We start from the raw sequence: 22,016 nt of genomic DNA, 5'->3' as shown, positions 1-22,016 counted from the left end.
TCTGTTGTTCGGGTGGTTGATGCGGGCTTGACCGCAACGCGGCCAAGCCCGCACGGGAAGGACGCTTAGCCCGTGATGATGTCGAGGATTTCCTTCGCGAATACGATGACGATGCCGCCCGCGACGGTCAGGAACCCGTTCGCGCGCTGGGACGGGTCGTGGCTTTTTAGCGAGAGGCCGACCTGTACCACGCCGAAGCCGAGGATGATGAGGCCGATGGCGCGTATCAACCCGAAGATGAACGTGGACAGGTTGTTGACCGCAGCCAGCGGGTCGCCGTCTGCAAACGCGAGTTCAGGCACGCACAGCATCACCGCCGCGAGCGAGAAAAGAAAAGCCCCGGCGTTTGCCAGGGCTTTACGAGGGTTTGACTTGATTTTGGCGAGTATTTTCATATCATGCTCCTTCGATGCCGAGTAGTTCTTCCACTTCCTCGCTGCTGAGGATCGTGTAACGCGTATTGGGGATGGGCGCGGGTGTGTCTGACGGGTTTGCGAACCGGGCATCCACGCCGGGCACGCTTTCAATGCTCGCCACCGAGCGCGAATCACGTCCGTGCTCGTAGGGCGGTGCGCCTCCTTCGGTCGCGAGCCGCACGTTCGGATGCTTCGCGAGGTCGTACTTGGCGTCCATCATGGGGCGCTCGCCGCGAACGAACAGGAGGGCTTGGGAGTTGTCCAGCATCCGCACCTCGTCGGGCGTCATCAGCTCGCGTCCCGACACCTGCCAGTTCGTCGTGTAATTGCCCGAGCGACCCGTGGACTTGCCGTATGTGTTGGTGTCTATCGTCTCCTTGCCCAGCAGCTCGCTCACGTACTTGTGCGTGCTCTGCTCGTTACCGCCGAGGTAAAGGAACTCGTCGCAGTTGCCGACGATGGACTCCCATTGCTTTTCGAACAGGGCTTTGAGCTGCGCCAGGTTCTGCAAGATGATGGAAACCGAGACGTTGCGGCTGCGCATGACGCTCAATATCTTGTCGAAGTCGTCAGGTAGGGAGACGTTGGCGAACTCGTCCATGAGGAAATGGACGTGCACGGGCAGGCCTCCCCTGTGCTTGCCGTCGGCCAGCGCGAAGAGCTGCTGGAAGATCTGCGTGTACAGGATGGACACGAGGAAGTTGTACGACGTGTCGTTGTCGGGGATGACCGCGAACAGCGCCACCTTGCGCTCGCCGAGCGACGGCAGGTCAAGCTCGTCGGTCGAAACCAAGCTAGAAATCGAGTCCAGGTTGAATTTTTCCAAACGGGAGGCTAGCGTCACTTGGATCGACTTGAGGGTTTTCGCGGAGCCTGAGCGGTAGGCGCGGTAGTATTTGAGCGCGATGTGGTCGGGTTTCTCCATCTCCAAGCGGTCGAACAGATCGTCCAGGATGGACGTGTACTCGTCGTCGTCCTCGCGCACCTCGCCAGCCCTCAGCATCTCCATGAGCATGGGGTAGTTCTGCTCCTCGCTCGGCGCTTCGTGAAGCAGGTAGAATGCGAGCGCCAGGTGCAGCATGCTGGCGGCCGTGTCCCAGAACGGGTCTTGGCTGACCGCGCCTTTGGGCGTGGTGGCTTTGAACAGGTTGGTGGTGAGCCGCTGCACGTCGCCGTCGCTTTGCAGGTACTTGAACGGGTTGTAGCAGTGGGACAGGTGCGGGTTCACGAGGTCGAGCACGCGCACCTCGTAGCCCTGCGCTTCGAGCAGATGGCCGGATGCGCGCAGTATCTCACCCTTGGGGTCTAGGACGACCATGCTGCTGTTCGCTTGCATGACGTTGGGCAGGGCGTAGCCGCGCGTCTTGCCCGCTCCGGACCCGCCGACGACGAGGGCGTTGAGATTGCGCCTGTGGCGGTGCGCGTCGAAGCCGAGCCGGAAGTGCTCGGTGAATATCTTGTTTTCGGCGAACGTCCTGCCCTTGTACTTGCGGGCTATGGCTTTCGCGTCGCCCCACTTGGCACTGCCGTGCTCTTCGCGACGCCGCCAATTGCGGCGCGAGGAGAAGTAGACGGCTATGCCGAGCGCGTATGCCGCGAGTGCGACGAAGACGGTCTGCAAGCTGCTTTCGATGATCTGGATAGAAAAAGGGTGCTCCATCGCTGCTGCGAGTCCAACCAGGAGCTGCGTGCGCTCCATCGCGAGCGCGGGCGCGACCAGCAGGGCGAGCCAGACGACGGCTGGAATCCCGATGATCACGAGTGCGATCTCGGCGGTTGCGTCCCGCCTCATCGCCCGCGCGCCTGTTCGCGCTCCTTCGGCTTGTCTAGTTCGAGCGCCGCCTGTCGGCTGATCGCCTTGACCGCGCCCTGCACGTCGGACAGGGCGGCGCGCACCTCCTTCGCATCCGCGCCCCTCGGTGCCGGGGCTGGCGCATCGCCCGGGGGCGCGTCGATGCCGTAGCGCTTCGCCAGCGCAGTGGCCGCAAGCTCGGCGCGGCCGAAGCACGCTTCGCGGCTCCATCCCTCGTCGCGGCGCGCGAACTCGGCTTGCGCCAGCTCGCTGGCGAGCGCCCAGAACAGCTGCGATTGGTCGAGTCCTTTCTGCAATTGTAGGGTATCGCCAACGCGGTCGTAGACGGCCAGCTCGCCTTGCAGGTCGTCGGCGACGACGATGCGCGGCTTCGCGGTCTTGACGAGCGCAAAGACGACGTTTTCCTCCTTGTAGCGCCGGGGGAGGATCTTGCGCGCGGTAGTTTCGCTCTCGTCGTACACGCGCGCCGCGTTGAAGTAGCTGCCGAGCGTGCCGTCCTCGCGCTCGTAGGCGTTGCCCTGCTCGATGAGGACGAAGCCCGAACCCTTGACGCGGGCGTGCTCCCTGTGCCAGTGCTCCCTGTCCCCGATGCGGGAGGCGTTCGGACGTTGGGCGAATATGAGCAGGTTGTTCAGCGCAGAGCGCTCCGGAAACCGAGCCATCACGCCCAGGTATCCGTGCAGCGCTTCGGGATCTTCGTTCACGCGGATGGCCGTTTCGTCGCCGAGCGCGTAGGCGGCATCCCGCTCCTGCTGCTTGCGTTCCTTCCATGCCTCTTTGTCGAACTGCTTCTGCGGCTCCTTCCGTGCGGTCGCGCCGCTGTTTGCCTCGATGAACGAGTAGACGTTTTCCATTGATGCCTACCTTTCCGGTTGGGTTTTGGCTTTTTTCGGGGCGACGGGCGCTGGGGGTGCTGCCGACTTCTCCGGCGTTTTCAGTACGGGCGGCTCCGCAGCCTGCGCGAGCCTCTTGCGGCGCAGTTCCGCGATGTCGGCTTGCACCGATCTGCGGTCGCGCCCGTCGGGGGTCTTGGAGTCAGTAGCCGCGTCTGAGCGCTCCTTGCTCTCGGATATAGGCTCTGACGGACACTCTGATGGGGCTTGCCCTAAAGGGACGGGCGGCACCTCGGCATCCTTGCCCTCGGGCGAGCCGAGGATTTCGGCCAGCGCGTCCAGGTTCGCCTGCTCGTGGTCTGGCTCCATCCGCTGAGGCTCCGACGGCTCCGCGCCGCGCTCGGCTTCGACGGCAGGCTCGACCGTCGTCGCCTGCTGGTCTTCCACCCGTCCGTAGCCGAGCCTTTCGAGGATGCGATTGACCTTGGCGGCATCCTCGGCCTTGACCATCACGTCCAGCTCTCCCGCGCCCTTCGACTCCGGCTTGACGAGGGTGTAGAGGACTCCGTATCGCTTTGCTTCTTCCGCGAACCGCTTCAAATCGTCTGATTTGAGTTGGAACACCTTGAGTTCCTTGCCGCTTTTGAGCATGGTCGAGAGCCGTGCCTTGCCTTTCGTCTTCTCCGTGCCGGCCGCTGCGGCCATGAGTCCTGCGGCCACGTTTTTGGCTCCGGCTCCGGTGAGCCTGACGGCGAACTCGCTACCTGCGAGTGTCATGCGCACGATCTGCTCTGCCGCTTGTTCCGATGCGTCCATCTTTCTTCGCCTCCTTGTCCTTCTTCCGTTCGGCCTGATGCCGCTCCATTTCCGCGATCTTCGCCACGAGCACGCCCGAGCGTTTCGCGATGTTCGCGCAGTGCCTCACCTCCCGCCTGAGCGTTTTCAATTGCTTGTTTATCTGGGTTACCCGGGGGTCTGGCGGCGCATCCGGCTTTGATACCCCCGCTTTTCGGAGCTGCGCCCGGATCGCCTTGCGCTCGATGCACAGGGCTTTTATCTCGCCGTCGAGGCCGTCCATGTGGGCGAGCAGATCGGCGTCGGTGACGATGCCGTGCTCGTCCAGCAGCTTCGACTCCACGACGATGTTGTCGAAGCTGCGCAGATCCTCGGCGAGCAGGAAGTGCATCCGCTTGTTGGGGTCGCCGTGCTGCTCGTAGAAGCCGAAGAGGTAGAGGTAGTGGCGGTAGAGCGCGGCTACGCTGCCTTTCGGTGCAGGCGGCATCTTCCTCGGCTGGGTGGTCGCCTTGGCTTTGGCGATGGGCGGTTGGACTGGCTTGCGTGCCAGGATGCGCCGCGCGATGCCCTCGTAGGTGTACTCGTCGCCGAAGTTGCGCGCGAGCCGGACGAACCGCTCCTTGCCGGGAGGCCGCACCGAGATGTCCTTGCCGAGCTTCACCTCGTAGCCGATGGCCTTCAAGTTGGCATAGAACTGCTTGTCGGTCGTCGCCTTGTCCACCGCCTCGTCCACGTCCTGCTTGACGATGGCGCGCCACGTGGGTCTGCCCTCGCGTTCGGCGTTCCACTCGGCGTGGTGCTTGGCTTTGCCGTGCTTCGGGTCTTGGATGACCGACAGGCCGTGCTCGGCGCACAACCTGTCCGATTTCGCGCGCAATCGGCGGTACTCCCTCGCGTCGCAGTGGAAGCGGCGGCCGTCCGCGTAGCTCACCGAGTTGACGGCGAAGTGGTTGTGGACGTGACCCTTGTCTACGTGCGTCGTGACGACGATCTGGAAGCGGTCGCCCCATAGCTCGTGGGCGAGGCGGGTGCCTATCTCATGTGCCGTCTCGGGCGTGACCTCGCCGGGGTCGAACGACTGGTAAGCGTGGAACGCGACGGTGCCCCCGACTTTGCCGTGGAGCCGTTTCGTCGCGTTCATCTCGGCTGTCGCGCTTCCAGGGGTGCAGTTGATGCCGGTCGCGTAGAGCCGGTGCTCGGTCTTCTCGGAGTTGAGAACGTAGTCGACCAAGTGGTCGATCCTGCCTTTGACGGGCCATATCTTCGTAGTCGCCATGCGCTCACATCCTCTCGGGGGAGGACACGGCGGCGGCTATCCTGGCGAGCGCCGTCGCGAGCTTGCGGGCCTCCTCGTCGTAGCGCTCGGAATCCATGACGCCGCGCGAGTGCAGCTTGGCGGCGATCTGGTTCATGTTGTTACCTATGGCATGCAACTCGCGTGTCATCGCGTAGTAGTCGGGCGGCGGCTTGTCCCGAGGACGCAGCCCGGCGATCAGGGAGCGTAGGTAGGCTTCCTGCGACAGCCCAGATTTGGAGACGAGCGCGCGCAGGTGGGCTAGTTCGTCGTCGGTCAGGCGCAGCAGCACTGTGCGGTTCCTCATGCGCATAGGTGATCTCCTTGCTGGGTTTTTGGGTGGAAGGTAATATGTGGGAAGACTTCTGTTGTATCCGTAGTGGGATGAGGAGCGAAAACCGTGCACAGGGAAACGACGTTTGACGATGATCTTCTTGCAGCCAAGATGGTGCTAGAGCGGTGCCTGCCCATCTATCTCGGTTCTGATCTGTTTCACGATTTTCCTCAGCACGATGAATGGCATCTGAACGAGTTTGCCAAGCGGGGATCGGGCTATTTGAAAGCGTACTGTTCAAATGAGGAAATGCGGGACAGCCTCATGGCGGTCATAGATAGGCTGCAATACCGGCTCGAAAATCCATCGGAAGCGTATGGAGAAGCCTATATGGAAGGGGCTGAAAACTACCGCGTTGACAATTCGGGACCCATCTCAGAAAGGGCAACGTTTCCAACTGACTTCGAGGCAGGATCGGCGTCAACGCTGATCGTGATTGGGAACGGCTTCGATCTTGATCATGGTATGGCCACGGGATTCTGCGATTTTCGACAATTCCTTAAAGAGTGCGGCGATCATGTCTGGGAAGGACTTGAATCGATCAGCGAATACACCGAGGTGCCTTCCGAGGAGATGTGGTTTGAGTTCGAGAAGTACATGGAGGGATTGAGCACTGATTATTTGAATGACTACAACGAAGACAAGACCAGTGAACTTGTTTCCTATAGCAGTGATGAGTTTAAGGATCGAGACAACCATACCTTGGAGTTCTACTACGACATGGATCTATCCTGGATAACGTCGTTGAAGGAGGCTTTTTACGAATGGATAAGCAGTGTGGAGTTGCCCCCTTCGAAAAAGTATAGGATTGACTCAAAAGACAGCCTGGTGCTGAACTTCAATTACACCGATCTTTTGGAAAAGGTGTACGGTGTCCCTCGAAACAAGATCATCCATATTCACGGCACCCTTCTATCGAAGGACTCGTTAATCATGGGACACCGAACGCATCCAAATTCCAGGGAACTGAACGCTTCCCTTGGGGGTGATGATGCGAGGTTGAGGCGCGCTTACGACCAGTGTACCGATTACCTCTCAGAGTTCTACAAGCCCGTCGAGTTAATTGCTGAGAGGCTTGATGATTTCCTGAGTCGCTGTTCGGGTATGCGGCACGTGATTGTCCTCGGCCATTCCTATAACGAAATAGATTGGCCTTATTTCAAGGCGATAGCCGGTAGATGTCGTGATGCGGAATTCGTTTTCAGCATCTACAGCGAAGAGGATCGCAATCGCCTCGAACGAATGGCGAAAGAGTTGTCAGTCGAGAAATACCGCATAATTCAAAGCTATTACGATGTGTTCGACGCAGCATAGTAGATCGGTTTCAGATTGCGGGGGACAGGGGGCTTGCCCCCTGCAAGGGTGGATGGATGGCCGCGAGGCTATCCATCCGCGATGCTTGCTAAGACCTCAGGGGCACTCAGCCGAAAAGAAGAACCGGCCGCTCACCGGACGCGCCTCTTAGCTTCTGGCGTCGTCCGACCTGTAAGCGCCATCAGCTCGTCGTTCACGTCCTTGCCGAATCCGGGCGGCTCGATGCACACCTCGTACCTCGCGCTCAACAGCGTCGAGATGAGTGCTGCGGCGTTGAGCCCTGCCCCGTCGTTATCGAGGTGCAGCCGCAGCGCTTCGGTGTCGGGGTTGTCGGCGAGGTACTGGGCGAGCGCGGCGGGGATGCTCTCCTTTCCGGGGCGTGCTGAAACAGGCGGCACGCCGCCGAGCGAGATCAGGTTCTCGCGCCTCCAATCGCGCCCACGCATTTCGAGCATCGTGGCGTAGGAAAGCGCGTCTATTGAGGATTCAAACACGTGTGTTACCAGGTTGAGGGGATAGTTCGCGAGACGAAACGAGTAGCGCTTGTCCGAACCTTCGGCCTCGCCGCGATAGCGCCCCTTGCATCCCCGTATGGCGGCGTATCGAGGGATGCCTCTTGCGTCGCGCCCGAGGAATACGGCGTTGCTCAGGTTGCCGCGCCGCGACTCGTAGACGGTGCCAGCGTCGATGCAATGCTCGATGACGCTGTGGGCGATCCCGCGAGATTCGAGGTACGAAACAACTTTCGACGGGTTGTCATGCTTCGGGGGCAGCAGGAGGCGTTTCGGTTCCGGCGCTGTGTCTCTGGTCGGTTTCGACACGGGCGCGGAAAGATGGCCGGACAGGCAGTTGACGGCATCTGTAAACTTCATGTCGCGCACCTTGATGAGGTAGTCCAGCGCGGTTCTGCCGCCGAACCCTCGGCTCCACCAGTACCATTTGCCGTTTGAGATTTTGAGCGAGTCGTGCGTTTTGGTGGCGTAAGCGCACGGACCGATCTTCACTAGCTCGCTTGGCTCGCGCTGTTGCAGGTAGGTCAAGAGGTCGATCTGCTTGACTTGCGCGATCACGGACGGGTCGATGTAGGGCATGGGGGCACCTCCAGGCGTTTTTAATCGAATGGGGAAATGGAGTTGGGAGTTTGAGCAATGCACTCGTGGTCAGGCGCGAACCTTGGTACAATGGCTGTCGCCGATAGGGGGTACACGATGGATGAAGCGCGTTTAGCGGGAACGAACGTCAAGCCGATGCTGTCGGTCGAGGCTCAGATAGAGCATCTTGAAGCCCGGGGTGTGCGCTTCGAGGAATGCAGCAAAGCCGAAGCTGCTCAATATCTTGTCGAAAAGAACAACTATTACAAGGTCGCTTCCTATCGCAAGCTGTTCCCTGTTCGGTACGGCGGCACGCACGACGGGGAGTACGCCAATCTTGATTTCGCCTACTTGAAGGACTTGGCGTCCATCGACCAGCTTTTGCGATACACGCTCCTCACCATGACGCTCGACATTGAGCACTTTTCCAAGGTGAAGCTGCTCAACATGGTCGGGGGAAGGGAGGGGGAAGACGGTTATTCGGTCGTGTCCGATTATTTGGCATCCCTCTCCACGGCTAGGAGGCGGCGTATCGAGGGGGAGCTGGACATTATGTCCAGAGATCCCTATTGCGGTGAGATGGTCGCGAAATATCGAAACGATATGCCGGTCTGGGTGTTCGTTGAATCGGTATCGTTCGGAACCTTCATCGGCTTCTACAAATTCTGCGCTGACCGTTGGCGCGATTCGGTACTGAAGGACGAGCACTACCTTCTCCGCCAAGCGAAGTCGGTGAGGAACGCGGCGGCTCACTCATCCAATATCGTCAACGGATTTGTGGGTCAAGACTCACGGATCGGAAACTACAAGCCCGTTTCTGATGCGCTGGCCGCCGCCGGTATCTCCAAGGCGTTGCGCAGGAGGAAAATGCGCAACGTGGCCATCCAGCAAATCACGACGACGCTCTATGCCTACACGCGGATGGTGTGCGGGGAATCCTCCCACCGCAGGGCATCCGCAAGCTTGTCGGCTCTTGCCCGTCGGATGGACGAGCACGCTTCCTACTATGCGTCAAACAACACGATCTCGTCGTCGTTCGGTTTTCTAAAGAAGGTATTTGACAGATGGTTTTAACCTGTCATACTGTCAGGACACAGAAAAACGTTCGACGTTTTTGCGGAGCGGAATCACGGAAAGTGATTCCGCTCTAGTTTTTTGTAGTCCCCTGCGTCTATCGCTCCGGCTCCCGATGTTCGCGCATTCTGCTTCTTGGGTGTCTGACCGTTTTACGGTTCAACGTTTCGGCGGCCTCTGCGGCTGTGTCAAGGTAGTCGTCATGCGACCATTCCCCGGTTCTCTCGTCGTACCCGTGTGCGACAACGAAGGTGTTTGCCTCCTGTTTAGTGGTATGGGCTGTCTGGGGATTGTGGTGTCGAGGGAGCGCACGGTTTGGAATTAGCGTCGCCCGCAGAGATCCCATCCGTTCGGTGGTTCGACGCATCTGGATTGGGCTATCGCCGCTTGATACGAGATTTCAAAACGGAGCATCGCCTCAACTTTGCATGTCTCGTCATCCGAAAGCGTCTCGAAAAGAGATTCGACATGGTCGGCGATGGTGGCAATTCTTCGTAGATCAACGTCTCTCAGCATTCGATGCCCGCCTTAGATGCATTGCGAAAATAAAAGCTATTTTAGCGTGCGCACACGCTAAAACATTTCAAATTCCGGGCGAAAATTCGCATATGGAGAAAATTGCCCCTAAAGACAGAGTGCCGTTGCTTGGCGCTGCCATTCGCAAAGCGAGAAAAGCCCAAGGGCTCTCGCAGGAAAAACTTGCCGCAATGATCGGCGGTTCGCAGAACTATGTTAGCGCCTTGGAGCGCGGCGAATGCAACGTCAAGTACGTGAGGCTTTGGGAAATCGCCGACGCTCTCGGGGTCGACGCGTCCGAACTCATGCAGTGACGCTTTTACTCCTGCGCATTCATGCATAAAATGACGAGTCGCGTTCAAGAGGCTTCTGGATTCTTCGCGCTCTCGCTCGTCGAGCGTGCTGATCTGACGGCCATCGAGCGTTCTTCTATCTGACGATAAAGGATGCGCTCGGCCTCACTTACGTCGTCCTCGTTTTCGAGTACCGAGAAGACGGCGCCAGCTTCGCAGACGATCTCCTGAATCCTATTCTTTAGCTTATCCATTGAATTCCTCGAATATCGGGTTGGGCGATTCGTCGCATAAGGGTAAGGAAACGTCCTAATCTCCAAGTCTCGTCTTTCGGGTTACTGGTGCGTACTCACGCACCAGTAACCTTATTGTACCTCATAGGCTGTGCAGATAATGAATTCGGCGAATCGACAGGTTCAACTCGGGCAGCGCATTAGAGAGCTCCGCATGGCGGAGAATCTTTCCGTACGCCGTTTTGCGCTCGTAGTGGGAACGGGTTACTCTCATTTGATAAAGATTGAGAAAGGCGAGATCGACATCCGCTATTCCCTTCTGTGCAGAATCGCCGACGCATTAGGAGTTCAACCTGGCGCGCTGACCGACGACCCGACGTTGGATGATCGGTAGCCAAGCCGTCCCTAGTTTCCGATAAGGCTTCCTTGCTCACCTCTCCAAAACGATGGACTTTCTTTCGGGTGAAGCGCCATCCTCGTTGCAAAGCTGCGGTTGGTCGGCTTTGTCCATGTCGAGCAGCTTGTCCAGCTCGGCAAGACGCTTCGACTTGTCGGCTAGCTCGGCCTCCTTGCCGAAGGGCTTTGCGAGTTCGGCCTCCGCGTTCGCGACTTGCTTCTCGGTGTCCCCAAGGGTCAGCTTCGCCGCCTCGAGGTCTTGTGCAAGCCGTCCGATAGCGTTGTCGATGCGGGTTATCGCCCCCGCCTCGTCTGTGCCGAGCGGCACCGCGCGCTTCAGCGATCCAGCGACGTAAACCTCGAACTGACGCGAAGTGGAATCGAACCCAATCTCGAGGGCGAACCCCCGGTAGCTTCCCAGCGGCACGGGCGAGGGCGAAGCTAGGGTCTTCGCGTGCTCCAGGATGGCGTGTCCGGCTTCGGCTTTGTCGCCGTGCACTGTGCCGTCCACGGTCATGCTGAAGCTCTCCTTCTCGGCTGGTGGGTTTGCTCTTGCCGTATCCACGTCAGCCTCGCATCTCCGGATGCGCTCCTTCAGTGCGGCGATCTTCTGGGGGTAGGTTTTCACGAGCTTGTCCTCCAGGTCGTACTTCTGCGACAGATAGTCGCTTTTGAGAAGCTTCAAACGCGACACCTCCACCTCCAAGTCCATGCGCTCCTTGATGAGGGGGTTTCCGCTGGCGAGTGCTTTCAATTCCGCATAGGAAAGCGCCGTCTCGTCCACGTCGGCGGCGGCTCGCACGGGCGACTTCGAGGTCATTATTTGGCTGATGAACTTTTGCTTCGACTCGACGAGCTGGTACAGGTAGGCGTCGAACGTGCCCTCGGTGACGTAACGGTATACCTCCACTTCGTCGTTGAGGTTGCCTTGTCGCTCGATGCGGCCAAGGCGCTGCTGCAAGTCCGATGGCCGCCACGGGCAGTCGAGGTCGTGCAGGGCGATGAGCCGCGTCTGGACGTTGGTGCCAGCGCCCATCTTCTGCGTGCTCCCGAGCAACACGCGCACTTGCCCGGATCTTACTTTGCCGAATAGCTCGGCCTTTTTCGATTCGGTATTGAAATCATGAATGAAAGCTATCTCGTCCTCGGGCACCCCCTTTTCGATCAGCTTGGCGCGTATGTCGTTGTAGACGGAGTACGCCCCGTCGGCCTTGGGCGTGGACAAGTCGCAGAACACGAGCTGCGCTTGCCGCGCCTCCTTGTGCCGCTCCCAAATCTCGAAGACGTTGGCCGCGCAGGCGGCTGTCTTGCCGGTCTCGCTCTCGGGCAGCTCGGGGCTTACAAGGCGCTGGTCGAGCGCCAGCTTTCGCCCGTCGTTGGTGATGAGCAGCATGTTGTCCTGCTTCGGAGTGACCATTCCCTTGCGAACCCGTTCAGCGCGCACGGCGAGGGTCTGCACCAATTCGCGTTGGAACTCCGAAGGTTCGACCGAAACGTTGTGGCAGTTCACCTTCGGGGTGGGAAGGGAAAGCATGTCGGCGGTCTGTATGTCGGCGAATTGGCGAAAGAGAACCATGAGTTCAGGCACGTTGAAGAACTTGGCGAAGCGCGTTTTCTGCCTGTATCCCGTGCCCTCCGGCGCAAGCTCCAAGGCTGTCACTGTCTCGCCAAAAACGGATGCCCAGCAGTCGAAGTGCGCGAGTTCCATGCGCGACAGCTCGTCGTATTGCAGGTAGCGCTGCAAGGTATACAGCTCGGCCATCGAGTTCGTGACCGGCGTGCCCGTGGCGAACACGGTGCCCTTGCCGCCCGTCACCTCGTCGAGGTAGCGGCATTTCAAAAACAAATCGCTTGACTTCTGGGCCTCGGCCTGCGCGATGCCGCCGACGTTGCGCATCTTTGTAAAAAAGAAAAGGTTCTTGTAGTAGTGCGATTCGTCGATGAAAAGCCTGTCCACCCCCAGCTGCTCGAACTCGATCACGTCGTCTTTGCGCTCCTGGTCGTTGAGTCGTGTCAAGCGCGTCTCCAGTTTCTTTTTTGAGGACTCTAGCTGCTTGACGGATACGCGTTTGCCGCTCTGCGCCTGGATCTCCTCGATGCCCTGCGCGATCTCGGCGATCTCGCGGCGCATCATTTCCTCCTGCCGTTCGACGGAGACGGGAATCTTTTCAAGCTGGCTGTGTCCCATGATCACCGCGTCGTAGTCGCCGGTGGCGATGCGCGCGCAGAATCGCCGCCTGTTCTTGCGCTCGAAATCCCGCTTGGATGCGACCAGCAGATTCGCAGCCGGATAGAGCCGCAGGTACTCCGACGCCCACTGCTCGGTCAGGTGGTTGGGCACCACGATGAGGGGCTTGGTCGCGAGGCCAATGCGCCTGAGTTCCTGCGTGGCTGCGGCGATCACGTAGGTCTTGCCCGCGCCCACTTCGTGAGCCAGCAGCGTGTTGCCGCCGTAGAGTATGCGCGCCACGGCATCGACCTGGTGCTTGCGCAGCTTGACCTCCGGATTCATGCCGGGAAAGGTCAAGTGGGTGCCGTCGAAGGTGCGCAGGCGCATGGAGTTGTACGTGTCGTTGTACTTTCTGACCAGTCGCGCCCGCCTCTCGGAGTCGGCGAATACCCATGTTTTGAAAGCCTCCTTGATCGCATCTTGCTTTGATAATGCTATTGCGGTTTCCTTGCTGTTGAGGACTGCTTTGCGCTTGCCGTCGGAGTCCTCGAAGTAGTCGAAGATGCGCACGTCGCGCAGATTGAGGCTGTCCTCGATGATGCGGTAGGCGTTCGCCCGCTTCGTGCCGTACGTCGAGACGGCGAGGACGTTGCCGCTGTCGCGGCTTTTCCCCGTGACGCTCCATTGCGCCGAGACGGGCGAGTAGTTCACTCGTATCTCGCCACGCCTCCACTCGGGGGTTTCCAGAAGCTCATAGACGAACTCCTGCACGTCGTTCGCGGGCACCCATGTCGTGCCGAGCCGCACGCCTATCTCGCTCGCGGGGATGTCCTCGGGCAGCACCCGCTCCAGCGCCTCGACGTTGGGGAGATACCTCTCGTCGCGCTCCGCGAAGTCGCGCGCGACGGCCAGCTTGTCCCTCACGTTGCCCGACAGGTACTCGTCGGCGGCCAGGCAGGTGCCGCTCGCGGGGTCGCGGAACACGATGCCTCGCAGCCCGTCCTCGACATCCTGCTCGCTCGTCCCAGTAAGCTCCGCCATATACGGCAGGTCGACGCGTCCCCGCTCGCCAAGCGAGACGGCCAGAGCCTCGGAGGGCGTTTCGACGTGCGTCACGGGCGCGCTGGGGCGGATCGTGCGCTTCGTGAACATATCGGCCTTGCCAGCGAGGTTGCCCTCGTCGTCCAAGTCCTCCAGCGCGCATAGGAGCGGGTAGCCGGAGTCCTGCCCGAAAGCCAATGAGTTGCCCCGCGAGTTCAAGATGCCGTACTTCGCTGTGTAAGCGTCGTAGAGGCTGTTCAGTTCGGCTTGGCAGGCTGCGATCTCGTCGTCCGGCGCGTCCCTCGTTTGCAGGTCGATCAGCTCGCGCAGCACGTCCCTGATGCCCGCCATGCCCTTAACGCGGCTTATTCCCGTCTTCGTTAGTTCAGCGGGGTGCATGAGCGAGTCGATGCGGTAGTAGACCTTGCCTCCCACAACGGCGTAGGAGTAGTTCCGCACGCTCGGGTCGGCGCGGATGGCGTCCCCCTCGTCGGCATCCGGCTCGTCGCGCTCGTACTCGGCGATTTGAGCGTGGATGTTGGCGACGGCGCTTCGTAGCTGCTCGGAAAGCACGGCTCCCTCGATGGGTTCGCAGGAAGTCTCGTCGCCGCGCCCGTAGTGGAGCACGTTGCCGCGCACCATGGTACCGAGCACCATCTCTGGATGCTCGGCGAAGTACGAGTTGACGGCGATGCCGTCCTTCGTCTCGCCCAGATGCACCCAGTCCGGCTCGCAGACGATTGGCCGGTCGCGTTTCTGCAAGAAGACGATGTCGGCTGTGACCTTGGTTCCCGCATTCGCGGCGAACGCCGTGTTGGGTAGGCGCACCGCGCCCACCAGCTCGGCGCGCTCGGCCAGGTGCTGTCTCACGCTGGGGTTCTTCTTGTCCATCGTGCCCTTGCTCGTGACGAACGCGACGATGCCGCCGGGGCGCACGAGGTCGAGGCTTCTAGCGAAGAAGTAGTCGTGAACGAGGAAGCGGTGCTCGTCATAGCGTTTGTCCGCGATCTGGTAGCTCCCGAAGGGCACGTTGCCTACCGCCACGTCGAAGAAGTCGTTGGGGAAGCTCGCGCTCTCAAACCCCGTGGCGCGTATGTCGGCCTGCGGGTACAGGAGCTGCGCGATCCGCGCCGTCGTCGGATCGAGTTCCACGCCGTAGAGCGAGCTGCTGTGCATGTTTTCGGGTAGGAGGCCGAAGAAGTTGCCCGTGCCGCAGGACGGCTCCAGGACGTTGCCGCCCGCAAAGCCCATGTTGGCGAGCGCTTCGTACATCGCCTTTACCACGACGGGCGAGGTGTAGTGAGCGTTGAGGGTGGACGCTCGCGCCGCCTCGTACTCGGCCTCGGTGAGGGTTTCCCGCACCAGCGCCTTCTCCTTCTGCCAGCCACTGGTGCGCTCGTCGAACACCTTGGCGAGCGCTCCCCAGCCGGTGAATCGCGACAGGATCCGCTGCTCATCCAGCGTGGCCTCGCGCCCCGCCGAATCGACCTCGTGCAGCACTCGGAGCGCTTCGAGGTTGGCGTCGAGGCGGCTCCGCTCGGTGCCCTCGCCGAGGCGGTCGTCGTCGATCGCGAAGTTCTGGCTCAGGTTGAGGGCGGACTGCCCCGATGGGGCGGCGGGATGCTTGGGCTTGCGGGCTGCGGTGCGCCTAGGGATTTTTCTTTCGGATGGTGGGTTTTCGCTTTTCGCCGTCTCCGCTGTTTCCGGCTGCGGGGTTTCCCTCAGCTTGCGTTCGAACTCGGCACGCGGCATTTCGCGGGGGAAGAGGGGCGACGTGGGGTCGTGCAGCACCACCGTGTCGCCCTCGTACCCGGCAATTTCGTAGACGTCAGCCCCGATTCGGACGGGCGTGCCGAGCGGTACAAGGGGTTCGCCCCCGGAAACGAACGAGGCGGGCGATTGCTCGCCCGCCTCGTTGATGGCGTCTATCTGCTCGCGCTCGCTGGGGAGCGCCGCTAGCTGTGGATCAGGTCCCGGATCACCGTCTCCCGGGCGCTCGCTTGGATGCCGTACATGATCCCCACCCAGCCCATCCGGTCGGCCTTCTTCATCGTCTCGTCCACGCCCTCGCGCTTCGCCATCTGCGACGTGAGCCGTTCCATCGTCTCCGTCGCCTGGCTCTCCACCTCGGCCAGATGCGCGTTCAATTTGCCTGTCGTGAGCAGGTTCGTGTACAGCGCCCGCCGGTGGTTCTTGAGGTAGCTCAGTCTCATCTGCGCCCACATCCCCAAGCTCGGTGCGGTCTTCTCGCCCGGTTCCAGCATCGGCAGATGATAGTCGCCGACCTTCTCGTAGGTGATCTCCATCCTCGCTCCTTGTCGTCGGTGCTTTCGTCGGATTATCGAATGCGACGCTGCCGGGTGCAACGCTGCGATTAGTGCCGCGCTCTGATTCGAGATCGAAGACGCACCGCGCCACCTCGCGCAGCGCGACTTCCGACATATCGGACACCGCACACCCGAGCGCGTTCATGGTCGCCGGGGTGTTGAACAGTTCGAGGGTGCGGCGTTCGGGGGCTATCCCCTCGATACCCTGTTCAATGCCTATGCGCTGGCAGACCGTGTAGGCCGCCGACTCGTAAACCGCCCTTCTGAAGCTGCTGCGGACAACCGAGTTCTCCATCAGCTCTAGACGGCTTCCTTCTACGGCGAGTTTGAGGTCGTCGAGGTAGTCGCCCAGGTTGTCGGCGACGATGGTATGCATCGCCAATTCGACGGCGAGCGTCAGCTCCCGCTCATCCTTGGGAACGTCGAAGGACTCGCGCAGGGATTCGAGGATGGCGTCGGCGTGCTCCGGCTTTGCCGTCCAAAGCGGCACTGGCCGTGCGTAGCGGCTTGCATGCGTGTCGGAAACGTCGAAGTAATAGCGCAAGCGCGGGCTGCCCGGCTCCCCGAAGACGGCGATGCCTGTAGACCCCTTGTTGACCCAGCGGCCGAACCGATTGTTCCACCGCTCCATCTCCAGGACGGCGGTCGCGTCCGGGCGCTGGGCATGCACCAAAAGTTGCTCATGGAACGGCAGCTTGTAGTTCCGTCCTGCCGACCGTAGGAAGCCTAGCCACCTGCCGGGCGATTCCATGAGCGACTTCATCGTCTCGGCGTACAGGTCGCAGATGCTGCGGTAAGTGCTCGCCATAGGCGCTCGCCTCCTATCTCTCGCGGTCTTTCGGCGGCTTGATGCGCACGCCGCACTCACGCGCGAAGTCTTTGAGTTTGATGGGTGCGTCCGAGTGGAGGCTCACGTCCTTGGGGTCTAGGTAGATCGCGCCGTCCGCTCCGAGGTCGAGGGGGCGCTCGGTTATCAGCGTTCCTTGGAAGTTGACGTAAGCGCGCTTGGATAGCCGCTGCTTGCCGTCGGGGTTCGCGGGGTCGCCGTCGATCTCGTAAATGTGAAGTGCTTTGGGCACTGTGTCCGGGGATACGGTGTGTTCGGTATACAGCGCTCTCGCTCCTTGCGTCTCAACGTCGTAGTAGGCGAGCTTCGTGGCATCTTGCCCCTTCACGTCCCACTCGTAGTCGCGGACGAACTCCGGCAGGTAGGGACGGGTTCCGTCGTCGTCCATGAAAAGCACCCGCTCTTCGCCCGTCCTTGTGAGGACGGCTTCCATAGAGTCTAGGAATCCAGTTTCAGCGAAGGAGTTGTTCGCGATCAGCTCGCCGACTGTCCCGTCCGCAGCGGTGGAGAACATGACGTAATCGCCGTCGCGGGAGAAGTGCGTGAACCGATCTGTCTGGAGTCGCTTCTCATACGCTCCATCGATTGTTTCGTCGTCCCTCATAAGCCGCGAGCCGTCGAAGGACAGGTGATAGCCGTATTTCGGATCGCCAGCGAAGTCGTCCGCGTACTCCGTAAGACCGATGCTCCTTGTGCTTCTTCCCGACCTTGGCTTCGTCTCGATGCCGTGCTCTTGCGCGAATGCCGCAAGCGACGTCTCAGGCCCCGAGTAGAAGTCGACCTCGCCATCGTCGAGGTACCGGAAGTCCCATCCGTTGAAGTCGGCTGGATCCTGTGAGATCAGCGTCCCCAGAAAGCATCTGTCCACGCTTTCGGCGATGTGCGCGGCTCTGTCCTCGTCGGCGTAGCGCACCTCGTACTTACGGAACGGAAGGGGGATGGTGTTCGTCGAGACTCGTGATTCTGTGAATAGACATTCACGGTCATCGACCTCGACGACCGTGAACCGGAGGTCGTAGGCGTTTGACTCTCTCATCGTGTGCGCTCGTTTCGGCTCGTCGCGGTGCGTGTTTTCAGTTGCTTGACCATTGGGCGCTCCTTCGCTTGGTTGTATCGCATCGTTTACCCGGCACCGGATAGGGCGCTAGACTGCGGGTATACGGTTGTTGCGACGGTTTGGAGGTGGGTTCGATGACGATGTTGATCTCGATCTTGAAGGGCATGCTCGGGCTGGCGCTCGCTGCATTCTTGGTGCTCGTGGCTTTCGGGGTCTACACGGCTCTCGACTCAGCCACTTCGTCGTACAGCGTCCTCGCCGAGACCAGCGTCGCCGAGGTGCAAGCAGAGATCCAGCGAATCGCCTGATCGCCCTTGTTCCTGTTTGAGATTTACCTTCCGAAAGAAAAACCTTCTCTTTTCGGCTGGTGCCCTTACGCGGGAAGGGGGAGGGGTTCGGGGAGGGGGAAACCCGAAAACAGCTCTCCCAAATCAACGCAGCCTTGATCGCAGTCGGTTCTCAGCGCTCAAGGCTGCGTTTTCTTTCCTGCTTTTCAAGCAGTTCCAGCGCCTTGACGATGCGCGCCGCCTTTTCCTCTTTGGTCATGCTCGGCTTGAAGAACTTCGATAGCTGCTCGCTGGGCATACGGAACTGCTCTGCCTGGTTGGGCTTTTCCTCACACATGATCGACTGAACGACTTCCGGCGTGAGCTTGCCTTGCTCTGAGAAACGCCGCATCTTGATGGCCTGAGCGTGCGACGGGGTGCACGCCTCGCTTTGGATGGCATCTGCGAGCGCCACTTGCTCGCTTTTTGGCAAGTAGCTGATCTCGACAGCGGGGCGCATCCCGATGCTGCCCTCGTCTACGAGCGCCAGAATCTTCGGAATTAGCTCGGTGAGTCTGATATAACGATGAACGGTGTTGCGGCTATCCCCTCCTGCTTCGCCGATTATTTCAAGGGATTGCCTACGTTGGGACTTCATCCCCGGCGGGGATGAAGTCAGATCGCTGCGCTGTCCCTGGCGTTTCATCGCGTCGAGTTTCATTTTGTACGAGTATGCCTTTTCGCTCGGTAGGATTCTCTCGCGCTGCAAATTGGCGTCCACCATCTCGATGATCGCCTCGTCGCGCGTCATGTCCTTCACGACGCAGGGGAGCGTGTCCAGCCCCGCCAGTTCGGCGGCGTGCTTGCGGCGATGCCCGCTCACCAGTTCGTAGCGTCCGTCGTCCTTGCGTCTCAACCTTACCGGAGTGAGGACACCGACCTCGCGGACACTTTCAACGAGCCGCATCATGTCTTCGTCATCGCGGACAATGAATGGGTGTTCAGGGAAGTCATCGATCAAAGAAAGTGGAATTTCCTCGATCTTTTCCTTGGCTTGATCGTCTCGTTCCGCTTGGCTCTTGAAAAGATCATCGAACGGGGTCAGGTTTAGAGGCAGTTCTTTTCCTCGTGGCATCTCGCGTTACCTCCTTTGCAACCGCCGCATATGCCGCCGCGACTTTACCTGCTTCGTCATAGCTAAAGATGCTTTGTCCATAAGCGCTTGCTTCGGCGGCCGATACCGCTGTCGGAACGACCGTCCTGAACACTCTGAGGTTTTCCCCGAAGTCAGTCCTGATCTTTCGTTCGACTTGCTTTGCGAGGTTGGTTCGAGTGTCGTACAGTGTGAGCAGAAGGCCGCTTATCTCTAGATCGGGGTTTATCTGTCTTTTTACGCGGGATACCGTTGTAATGAGCTGGGTCATGCCGTCTGCCGCAAGGTACTGAGCTTGCACGGGGACAATTACGCTGTTCGCGGCTACAAGTGCATTGATGGTTATCATCCCTAAGGATGAGTTGCAGTCTATGAGCACGTGGTCGTATGCGTCTTTAACCTGGTCGAGCCAGAGCTTCATGATGCGCTCGCGGTTCATGGCGTATACCAGCCCCAACTCCGTGCCGGATAATGAGATGTTGGCTGGCATGACATCGAATCCTTCTTCATGGCGCAGAATGCCGGTACGAGGGGGGAAGGGCTGGTCTTCAATGATCTTCTCCATATGAGTGTGCAGGGTTACTTTCAGCGCGTCCTTCTGCCATCCAAGTGCCGTTGTAAGGTTGCCTTGTGGGTCTGCATCCACGAGCAAGACTTTCTTGCCCATCAAGGACAGTGCGGCTCCTATATTGATGGACGTAGTGGTTTTCCCCGTGCCTCCTTTCTGGTTCAGAACGGCTTGAACGTTGCATTTCGACATAGCCATCAGCTCCTTTTCTTTCGGCTGGTTGATCGTTGGTTGGTCATGTGCGGGTGATAGACTTACCCGAAGTGGAGGAAAGGACGTTGGCATGGACAAACGCGACTTTGACGGTACCCGCGAGGAACTTGCAACCAGCTCGCTGGCCGCAGACATGGCACAGGAGTTTCCCGACAGCTATTCGGTTGATGAGGTGCTGGGTATAACGGCGCGGCTCGATGATGCGAGCGACAAGGCCGACAAGCTGATGCGTGAGGACTTCGCATCGCTCTCCGCTTCAGAACAGGAGCGCTTAATAGGTTTACTCGGCGAGCACAGTGGACAGAATCGCCAGTGGTGGCGCGACTATTTACTCGGATGAGTTTCGGTGGGGCTGGTGTTAATAGCGCTTGAACAGCGTATTTGGAGAACCTTGCATGGTTTTACCCTGCAAAGCGAAGGACACACCACCATTTTAGTTACTAAAGTAATTGTGATGGTATACGTACCTTTTGGGAGAGCACCACGTTCGCAACGTGGGGGTCGAGGGTTCGAATCCCTTCATCTCCACCACGGAAATCAAAGAGCCGGTTCATTTGAACCGGCTCTTTTCGTGAATCCGAAGTACGTTTGTTGGCAGAGCTTTCTGCTAGGCTGCTACTCCATAAGACGAAACCAGTCCCTAACGCTGAGTTTTAGCCGGATTAGCTCGTCTTCCGCAAGGGGACTACAGTGAGCAATAGGTCCTCTAAGGGTGTTTAACCTTGACATGACATTAACCATGGCTCGCTGACTTCTTAGGGAGCCGCTGAATACGTCCCAATTCTTCTTGATTATTTCGCTCAGCTCTCCAAAGTTCGTATAGTCAATAGGATCCATTGACCTTGGGGTCATTCCCGAGTCGATTTCCCGTTGCATCCTTGTCTCGGTTTCCAGTTTAATTTTTTGTGGAACATATTCTTCGGTCCACCAATCGGTTATTCCGGCTGCGTCAAAAGAGTCTTCAATAAAAGCACGAACGGTCTTTTCCAGCGAGTAAAAGATTTCGTATGCTTTTGCCATTTCAGAAGCTTCAACTCGAATACTGCGGCTGATTTGTGGATAGTAATCCCGATCTGCTTCGATGGTCTTCATGTGCGATCGACCTAGATCCACTGCATATTTTTCTTCGATATTGTCAAGACTGTTTTCCGCAAGCTGATTACTGACTTGGAATAATTTCAAGTAGTTCTCTATAGAGTCGTGTGTCTTCACTTCAGCAGATTCTCCTTTAGGCTTTTGAAAATTGCGTCAAAAACAGAAATATCTGAAGTTGCTGGGAGATTGAGATTAATTGTATAAGATAACCCCAAATTGGGGGCAAGACTGCTCTGCAGGTCGGGCTGTGACAACGGTAATTCGGATACTGCGTTATCCGGACCGTCAGAGCTGGAGCTTTCAAAGTCAGCATATTCATTTATGGCCTTAAATGAGCAAGCGATCGCGTTTACGCTTTTTGAATTTGACTCAAGGCCGGTTATTTGGACGATGAGCTCTTTTAGCTCGGAGTCGCCAAGGATATGTGCATATTCGTTCGATTCGAATAGGGGTGCATACCCTTCCTTGAGAGCCTTAGCAGCAGCCTGTCCACGACATGTTGAATTTCTGAATTGAGTATAGAGTTCTGTCGGGCTCCCATCTGTCCCCAAGAAGCCCATTCGCTTGAGAAAAGGTATAACAGGTCGAGCTGATTTGCTTGTAATGCCTAGCTTTGTCGAGAGGTAATCTTGAGTAAAGCGCGGCGGAGTTGAGGCGGGTATAATCTTTTCAAGTACCTTAGAAATGAAGCCATAGGCTTGCATGTAGGGAAGATTAACGCTCATGTCGTCTCCTTCTTAAAAAGATAGTTAATTTAAATTATACATTAAAACAACAAAGACGTTTTCTCATCAACGATAAAACAACCTGAACGTATGCCCAGTATAATTTGGTACATGTTGGCACACCACCGTTTTGGTTACTAAAGTAATTGTGA

At 58.7% G+C, this 22,016-nt stretch carries 21 protein-coding genes; 6 read left to right on the top strand and 15 right to left on the bottom strand.

Annotation, left to right across the window (positions count from 1 at the left end; all coding sequences use genetic code 11):
• Positions 1 to 65: 65 nt before the first annotated feature.
• The 6 genes from C1A15_RS17300 to C1A15_RS15965 are packed head-to-tail and all read right to left on the bottom strand — an operon-like array spanning position 66 to position 5,458.
• A complete protein-coding gene (locus tag C1A15_RS17300) occupies positions 66 to 395 on the bottom strand; it encodes a formate hydrogenlyase (protein WP_245865062.1) in 330 nt (109 codons plus the stop codon).
• A gap of 1 nt (position 396) precedes the next feature.
• On the bottom strand, positions 397 to 2,208 hold the full coding sequence (locus C1A15_RS15985; protein ID WP_101723485.1) for a VirD4-like conjugal transfer protein, CD1115 family: 1,812 nt from the start codon (positions 2,206 to 2,208) through the stop codon (positions 397 to 399).
• On the bottom strand, positions 2,205 to 3,083 hold the full coding sequence (locus tag C1A15_RS15980; RefSeq protein ID WP_101723484.1) for a hypothetical protein: 879 nt from the start codon (positions 3,081 to 3,083) through the stop codon (positions 2,205 to 2,207). Before C1A15_RS15980 ends, C1A15_RS15985 begins: the two co-directional genes overlap by 4 nt.
• 6 nt (positions 3,084 to 3,089) lie before the next feature.
• Complete coding sequence (locus C1A15_RS15975; RefSeq protein ID WP_101723832.1) at positions 3,090 to 3,878, bottom strand: PcfB family protein; 789 nt, start codon at positions 3,876 to 3,878, stop codon at positions 3,090 to 3,092.
• Entirely contained in the window at positions 3,823 to 5,133 is a 1,311-nt protein-coding gene (locus C1A15_RS15970; RefSeq protein ID WP_101723483.1) for a relaxase/mobilization nuclease domain-containing protein, read from the bottom strand. Before C1A15_RS15970 ends, C1A15_RS15975 begins: the two co-directional genes overlap by 56 nt.
• A gap of 4 nt (positions 5,134 to 5,137) precedes the next feature.
• A complete protein-coding gene (locus C1A15_RS15965) occupies positions 5,138 to 5,458 on the bottom strand; it encodes a plasmid mobilization protein (protein ID WP_245865061.1) in 321 nt (106 codons plus the stop codon).
• A 93-nt stretch (positions 5,459 to 5,551) separates the two neighbouring features.
• On the opposite strand from C1A15_RS15965, the gene C1A15_RS15960 reads away from it, so the two are divergent.
• Positions 5,552 to 6,799, top strand: a complete 1,248-nt coding sequence (locus C1A15_RS15960) for a bacteriophage abortive infection AbiH family protein (RefSeq protein ID WP_101723481.1) — start codon at positions 5,552 to 5,554, stop codon at positions 6,797 to 6,799.
• A 131-nt stretch (positions 6,800 to 6,930) separates the two neighbouring features.
• Here the strand turns inward: C1A15_RS15960 and C1A15_RS15955 are convergent, their stop codons facing one another.
• On the bottom strand, positions 6,931 to 7,890 hold the full coding sequence (locus C1A15_RS15955; RefSeq protein WP_101723480.1) for a DUF3991 domain-containing protein: 960 nt from the start codon (positions 7,888 to 7,890) through the stop codon (positions 6,931 to 6,933).
• Between the two features lie 117 nt (positions 7,891 to 8,007).
• Here C1A15_RS15955 and C1A15_RS15950 point away from each other — a divergent pair, with 117 nt between their 5' ends.
• Both C1A15_RS15950 and C1A15_RS15945 read left to right on the top strand, forming a co-directional pair.
• Positions 8,008 to 8,964: an Abi family protein gene (locus C1A15_RS15950; RefSeq protein WP_101723831.1), complete on the top strand. Its 957-nt coding sequence runs from the start codon at positions 8,008 to 8,010 to the stop codon at positions 8,962 to 8,964.
• 608 nt (positions 8,965 to 9,572) lie between these two features.
• Positions 9,573 to 9,794: a helix-turn-helix domain-containing protein gene (locus C1A15_RS15945; protein ID WP_101723479.1), complete on the top strand. Its 222-nt coding sequence runs from the start codon at positions 9,573 to 9,575 to the stop codon at positions 9,792 to 9,794.
• Positions 9,795 to 9,838: 44 nt separating this feature from the next.
• Here the strand turns inward: C1A15_RS15945 and C1A15_RS15940 are convergent, their stop codons facing one another.
• Positions 9,839 to 10,027: a hypothetical protein gene (locus tag C1A15_RS15940; RefSeq protein ID WP_101723478.1), complete on the bottom strand. Its 189-nt coding sequence runs from the start codon at positions 10,025 to 10,027 to the stop codon at positions 9,839 to 9,841.
• 139 nt (positions 10,028 to 10,166) lie between these two features.
• Between C1A15_RS15940 and C1A15_RS15935 the strand changes: the two genes are divergently transcribed.
• The gene (locus tag C1A15_RS15935; protein WP_101723477.1) at positions 10,167 to 10,400 is read left to right on the top strand and encodes a helix-turn-helix domain-containing protein; all 234 of its coding nucleotides are present in this window, start codon (positions 10,167 to 10,169) and stop codon (positions 10,398 to 10,400) included.
• Between the two features lie 36 nt (positions 10,401 to 10,436).
• On the opposite strand, the gene C1A15_RS15930 is transcribed toward C1A15_RS15935, so the two are convergent.
• The 3 genes from C1A15_RS15930 to C1A15_RS15925 form a co-directional block, all read right to left on the bottom strand.
• Positions 10,437 to 15,365 (bottom strand): SNF2-related protein, encoded by a 4,929-nt coding sequence (locus tag C1A15_RS15930; protein WP_425430957.1) that lies wholly within the window; start codon positions 15,363 to 15,365, stop codon positions 10,437 to 10,439.
• Between the two features lie 203 nt (positions 15,366 to 15,568).
• Complete coding sequence (locus tag C1A15_RS17450; protein WP_425430956.1) at positions 15,569 to 15,877, bottom strand: TnpV protein; 309 nt, start codon at positions 15,875 to 15,877, stop codon at positions 15,569 to 15,571.
• 884 nt (positions 15,878 to 16,761) lie between these two features.
• Positions 16,762 to 17,823, bottom strand: a complete 1,062-nt coding sequence (locus tag C1A15_RS15925; RefSeq protein ID WP_101723475.1) for an LPD28 domain-containing protein — start codon at positions 17,821 to 17,823, stop codon at positions 16,762 to 16,764.
• A 155-nt stretch (positions 17,824 to 17,978) separates the two neighbouring features.
• Between C1A15_RS15925 and C1A15_RS17095 the strand changes: the two genes are divergently transcribed.
• Positions 17,979 to 18,152 (top strand): hypothetical protein, encoded by a 174-nt coding sequence (locus C1A15_RS17095; RefSeq protein ID WP_180953125.1) that lies wholly within the window; start codon positions 17,979 to 17,981, stop codon positions 18,150 to 18,152.
• 151 nt (positions 18,153 to 18,303) lie between these two features.
• Here the strand turns inward: C1A15_RS17095 and C1A15_RS15920 are convergent, their stop codons facing one another.
• On the bottom strand, positions 18,304 to 19,245 hold the full coding sequence (locus C1A15_RS15920; RefSeq protein WP_101723474.1) for a ParB/RepB/Spo0J family partition protein: 942 nt from the start codon (positions 19,243 to 19,245) through the stop codon (positions 18,304 to 18,306).
• Positions 19,199 to 20,023 carry a ParA family protein gene (locus C1A15_RS15915; protein ID WP_101723473.1) on the bottom strand — a complete coding sequence of 275 codons (825 nt, stop codon included), beginning with the start codon at positions 20,021 to 20,023 and terminating at the stop codon, positions 19,199 to 19,201. Before C1A15_RS15915 ends, C1A15_RS15920 begins: the two co-directional genes overlap by 47 nt.
• A 91-nt stretch (positions 20,024 to 20,114) precedes the next feature.
• Here C1A15_RS15915 and C1A15_RS15910 point away from each other — a divergent pair, with 91 nt between their 5' ends.
• Positions 20,115 to 20,384 carry a hypothetical protein gene (locus C1A15_RS15910; protein ID WP_101723472.1) on the top strand — a complete coding sequence of 90 codons (270 nt, stop codon included), beginning with the start codon at positions 20,115 to 20,117 and terminating at the stop codon, positions 20,382 to 20,384.
• Positions 20,385 to 20,659: 275 nt separating this feature from the next.
• Here C1A15_RS15910 and C1A15_RS15905 read toward each other — a convergent pair whose 3' ends face one another.
• Together C1A15_RS15905 and C1A15_RS16910 are read right to left on the bottom strand one after the other, a co-directional pair.
• Positions 20,660 to 21,256, bottom strand: coding sequence for a Swt1 family HEPN domain-containing protein (locus C1A15_RS15905; RefSeq protein ID WP_219618202.1), 597 nt, complete (start codon positions 21,254 to 21,256; stop codon positions 20,660 to 20,662).
• Positions 21,253 to 21,864, bottom strand: a complete 612-nt coding sequence (locus C1A15_RS16910) for a DUF5343 domain-containing protein (RefSeq protein ID WP_146001877.1) — start codon at positions 21,862 to 21,864, stop codon at positions 21,253 to 21,255. The genes C1A15_RS15905 and C1A15_RS16910 overlap by 4 nt, the downstream gene beginning before the upstream one ends.
• Between the last annotated feature and the right edge of the window lie 152 nt (positions 21,865 to 22,016).

This window comes from Eggerthella timonensis, from assembly GCF_900184265.1.
Lineage (GTDB): Bacteria > Actinomycetota > Coriobacteriia > Coriobacteriales > Eggerthellaceae > Eggerthella > Eggerthella timonensis.
Note: the sequence above shows the minus strand (reverse complement) of the source record. Positions and strands in the feature narration are given on the sequence as shown.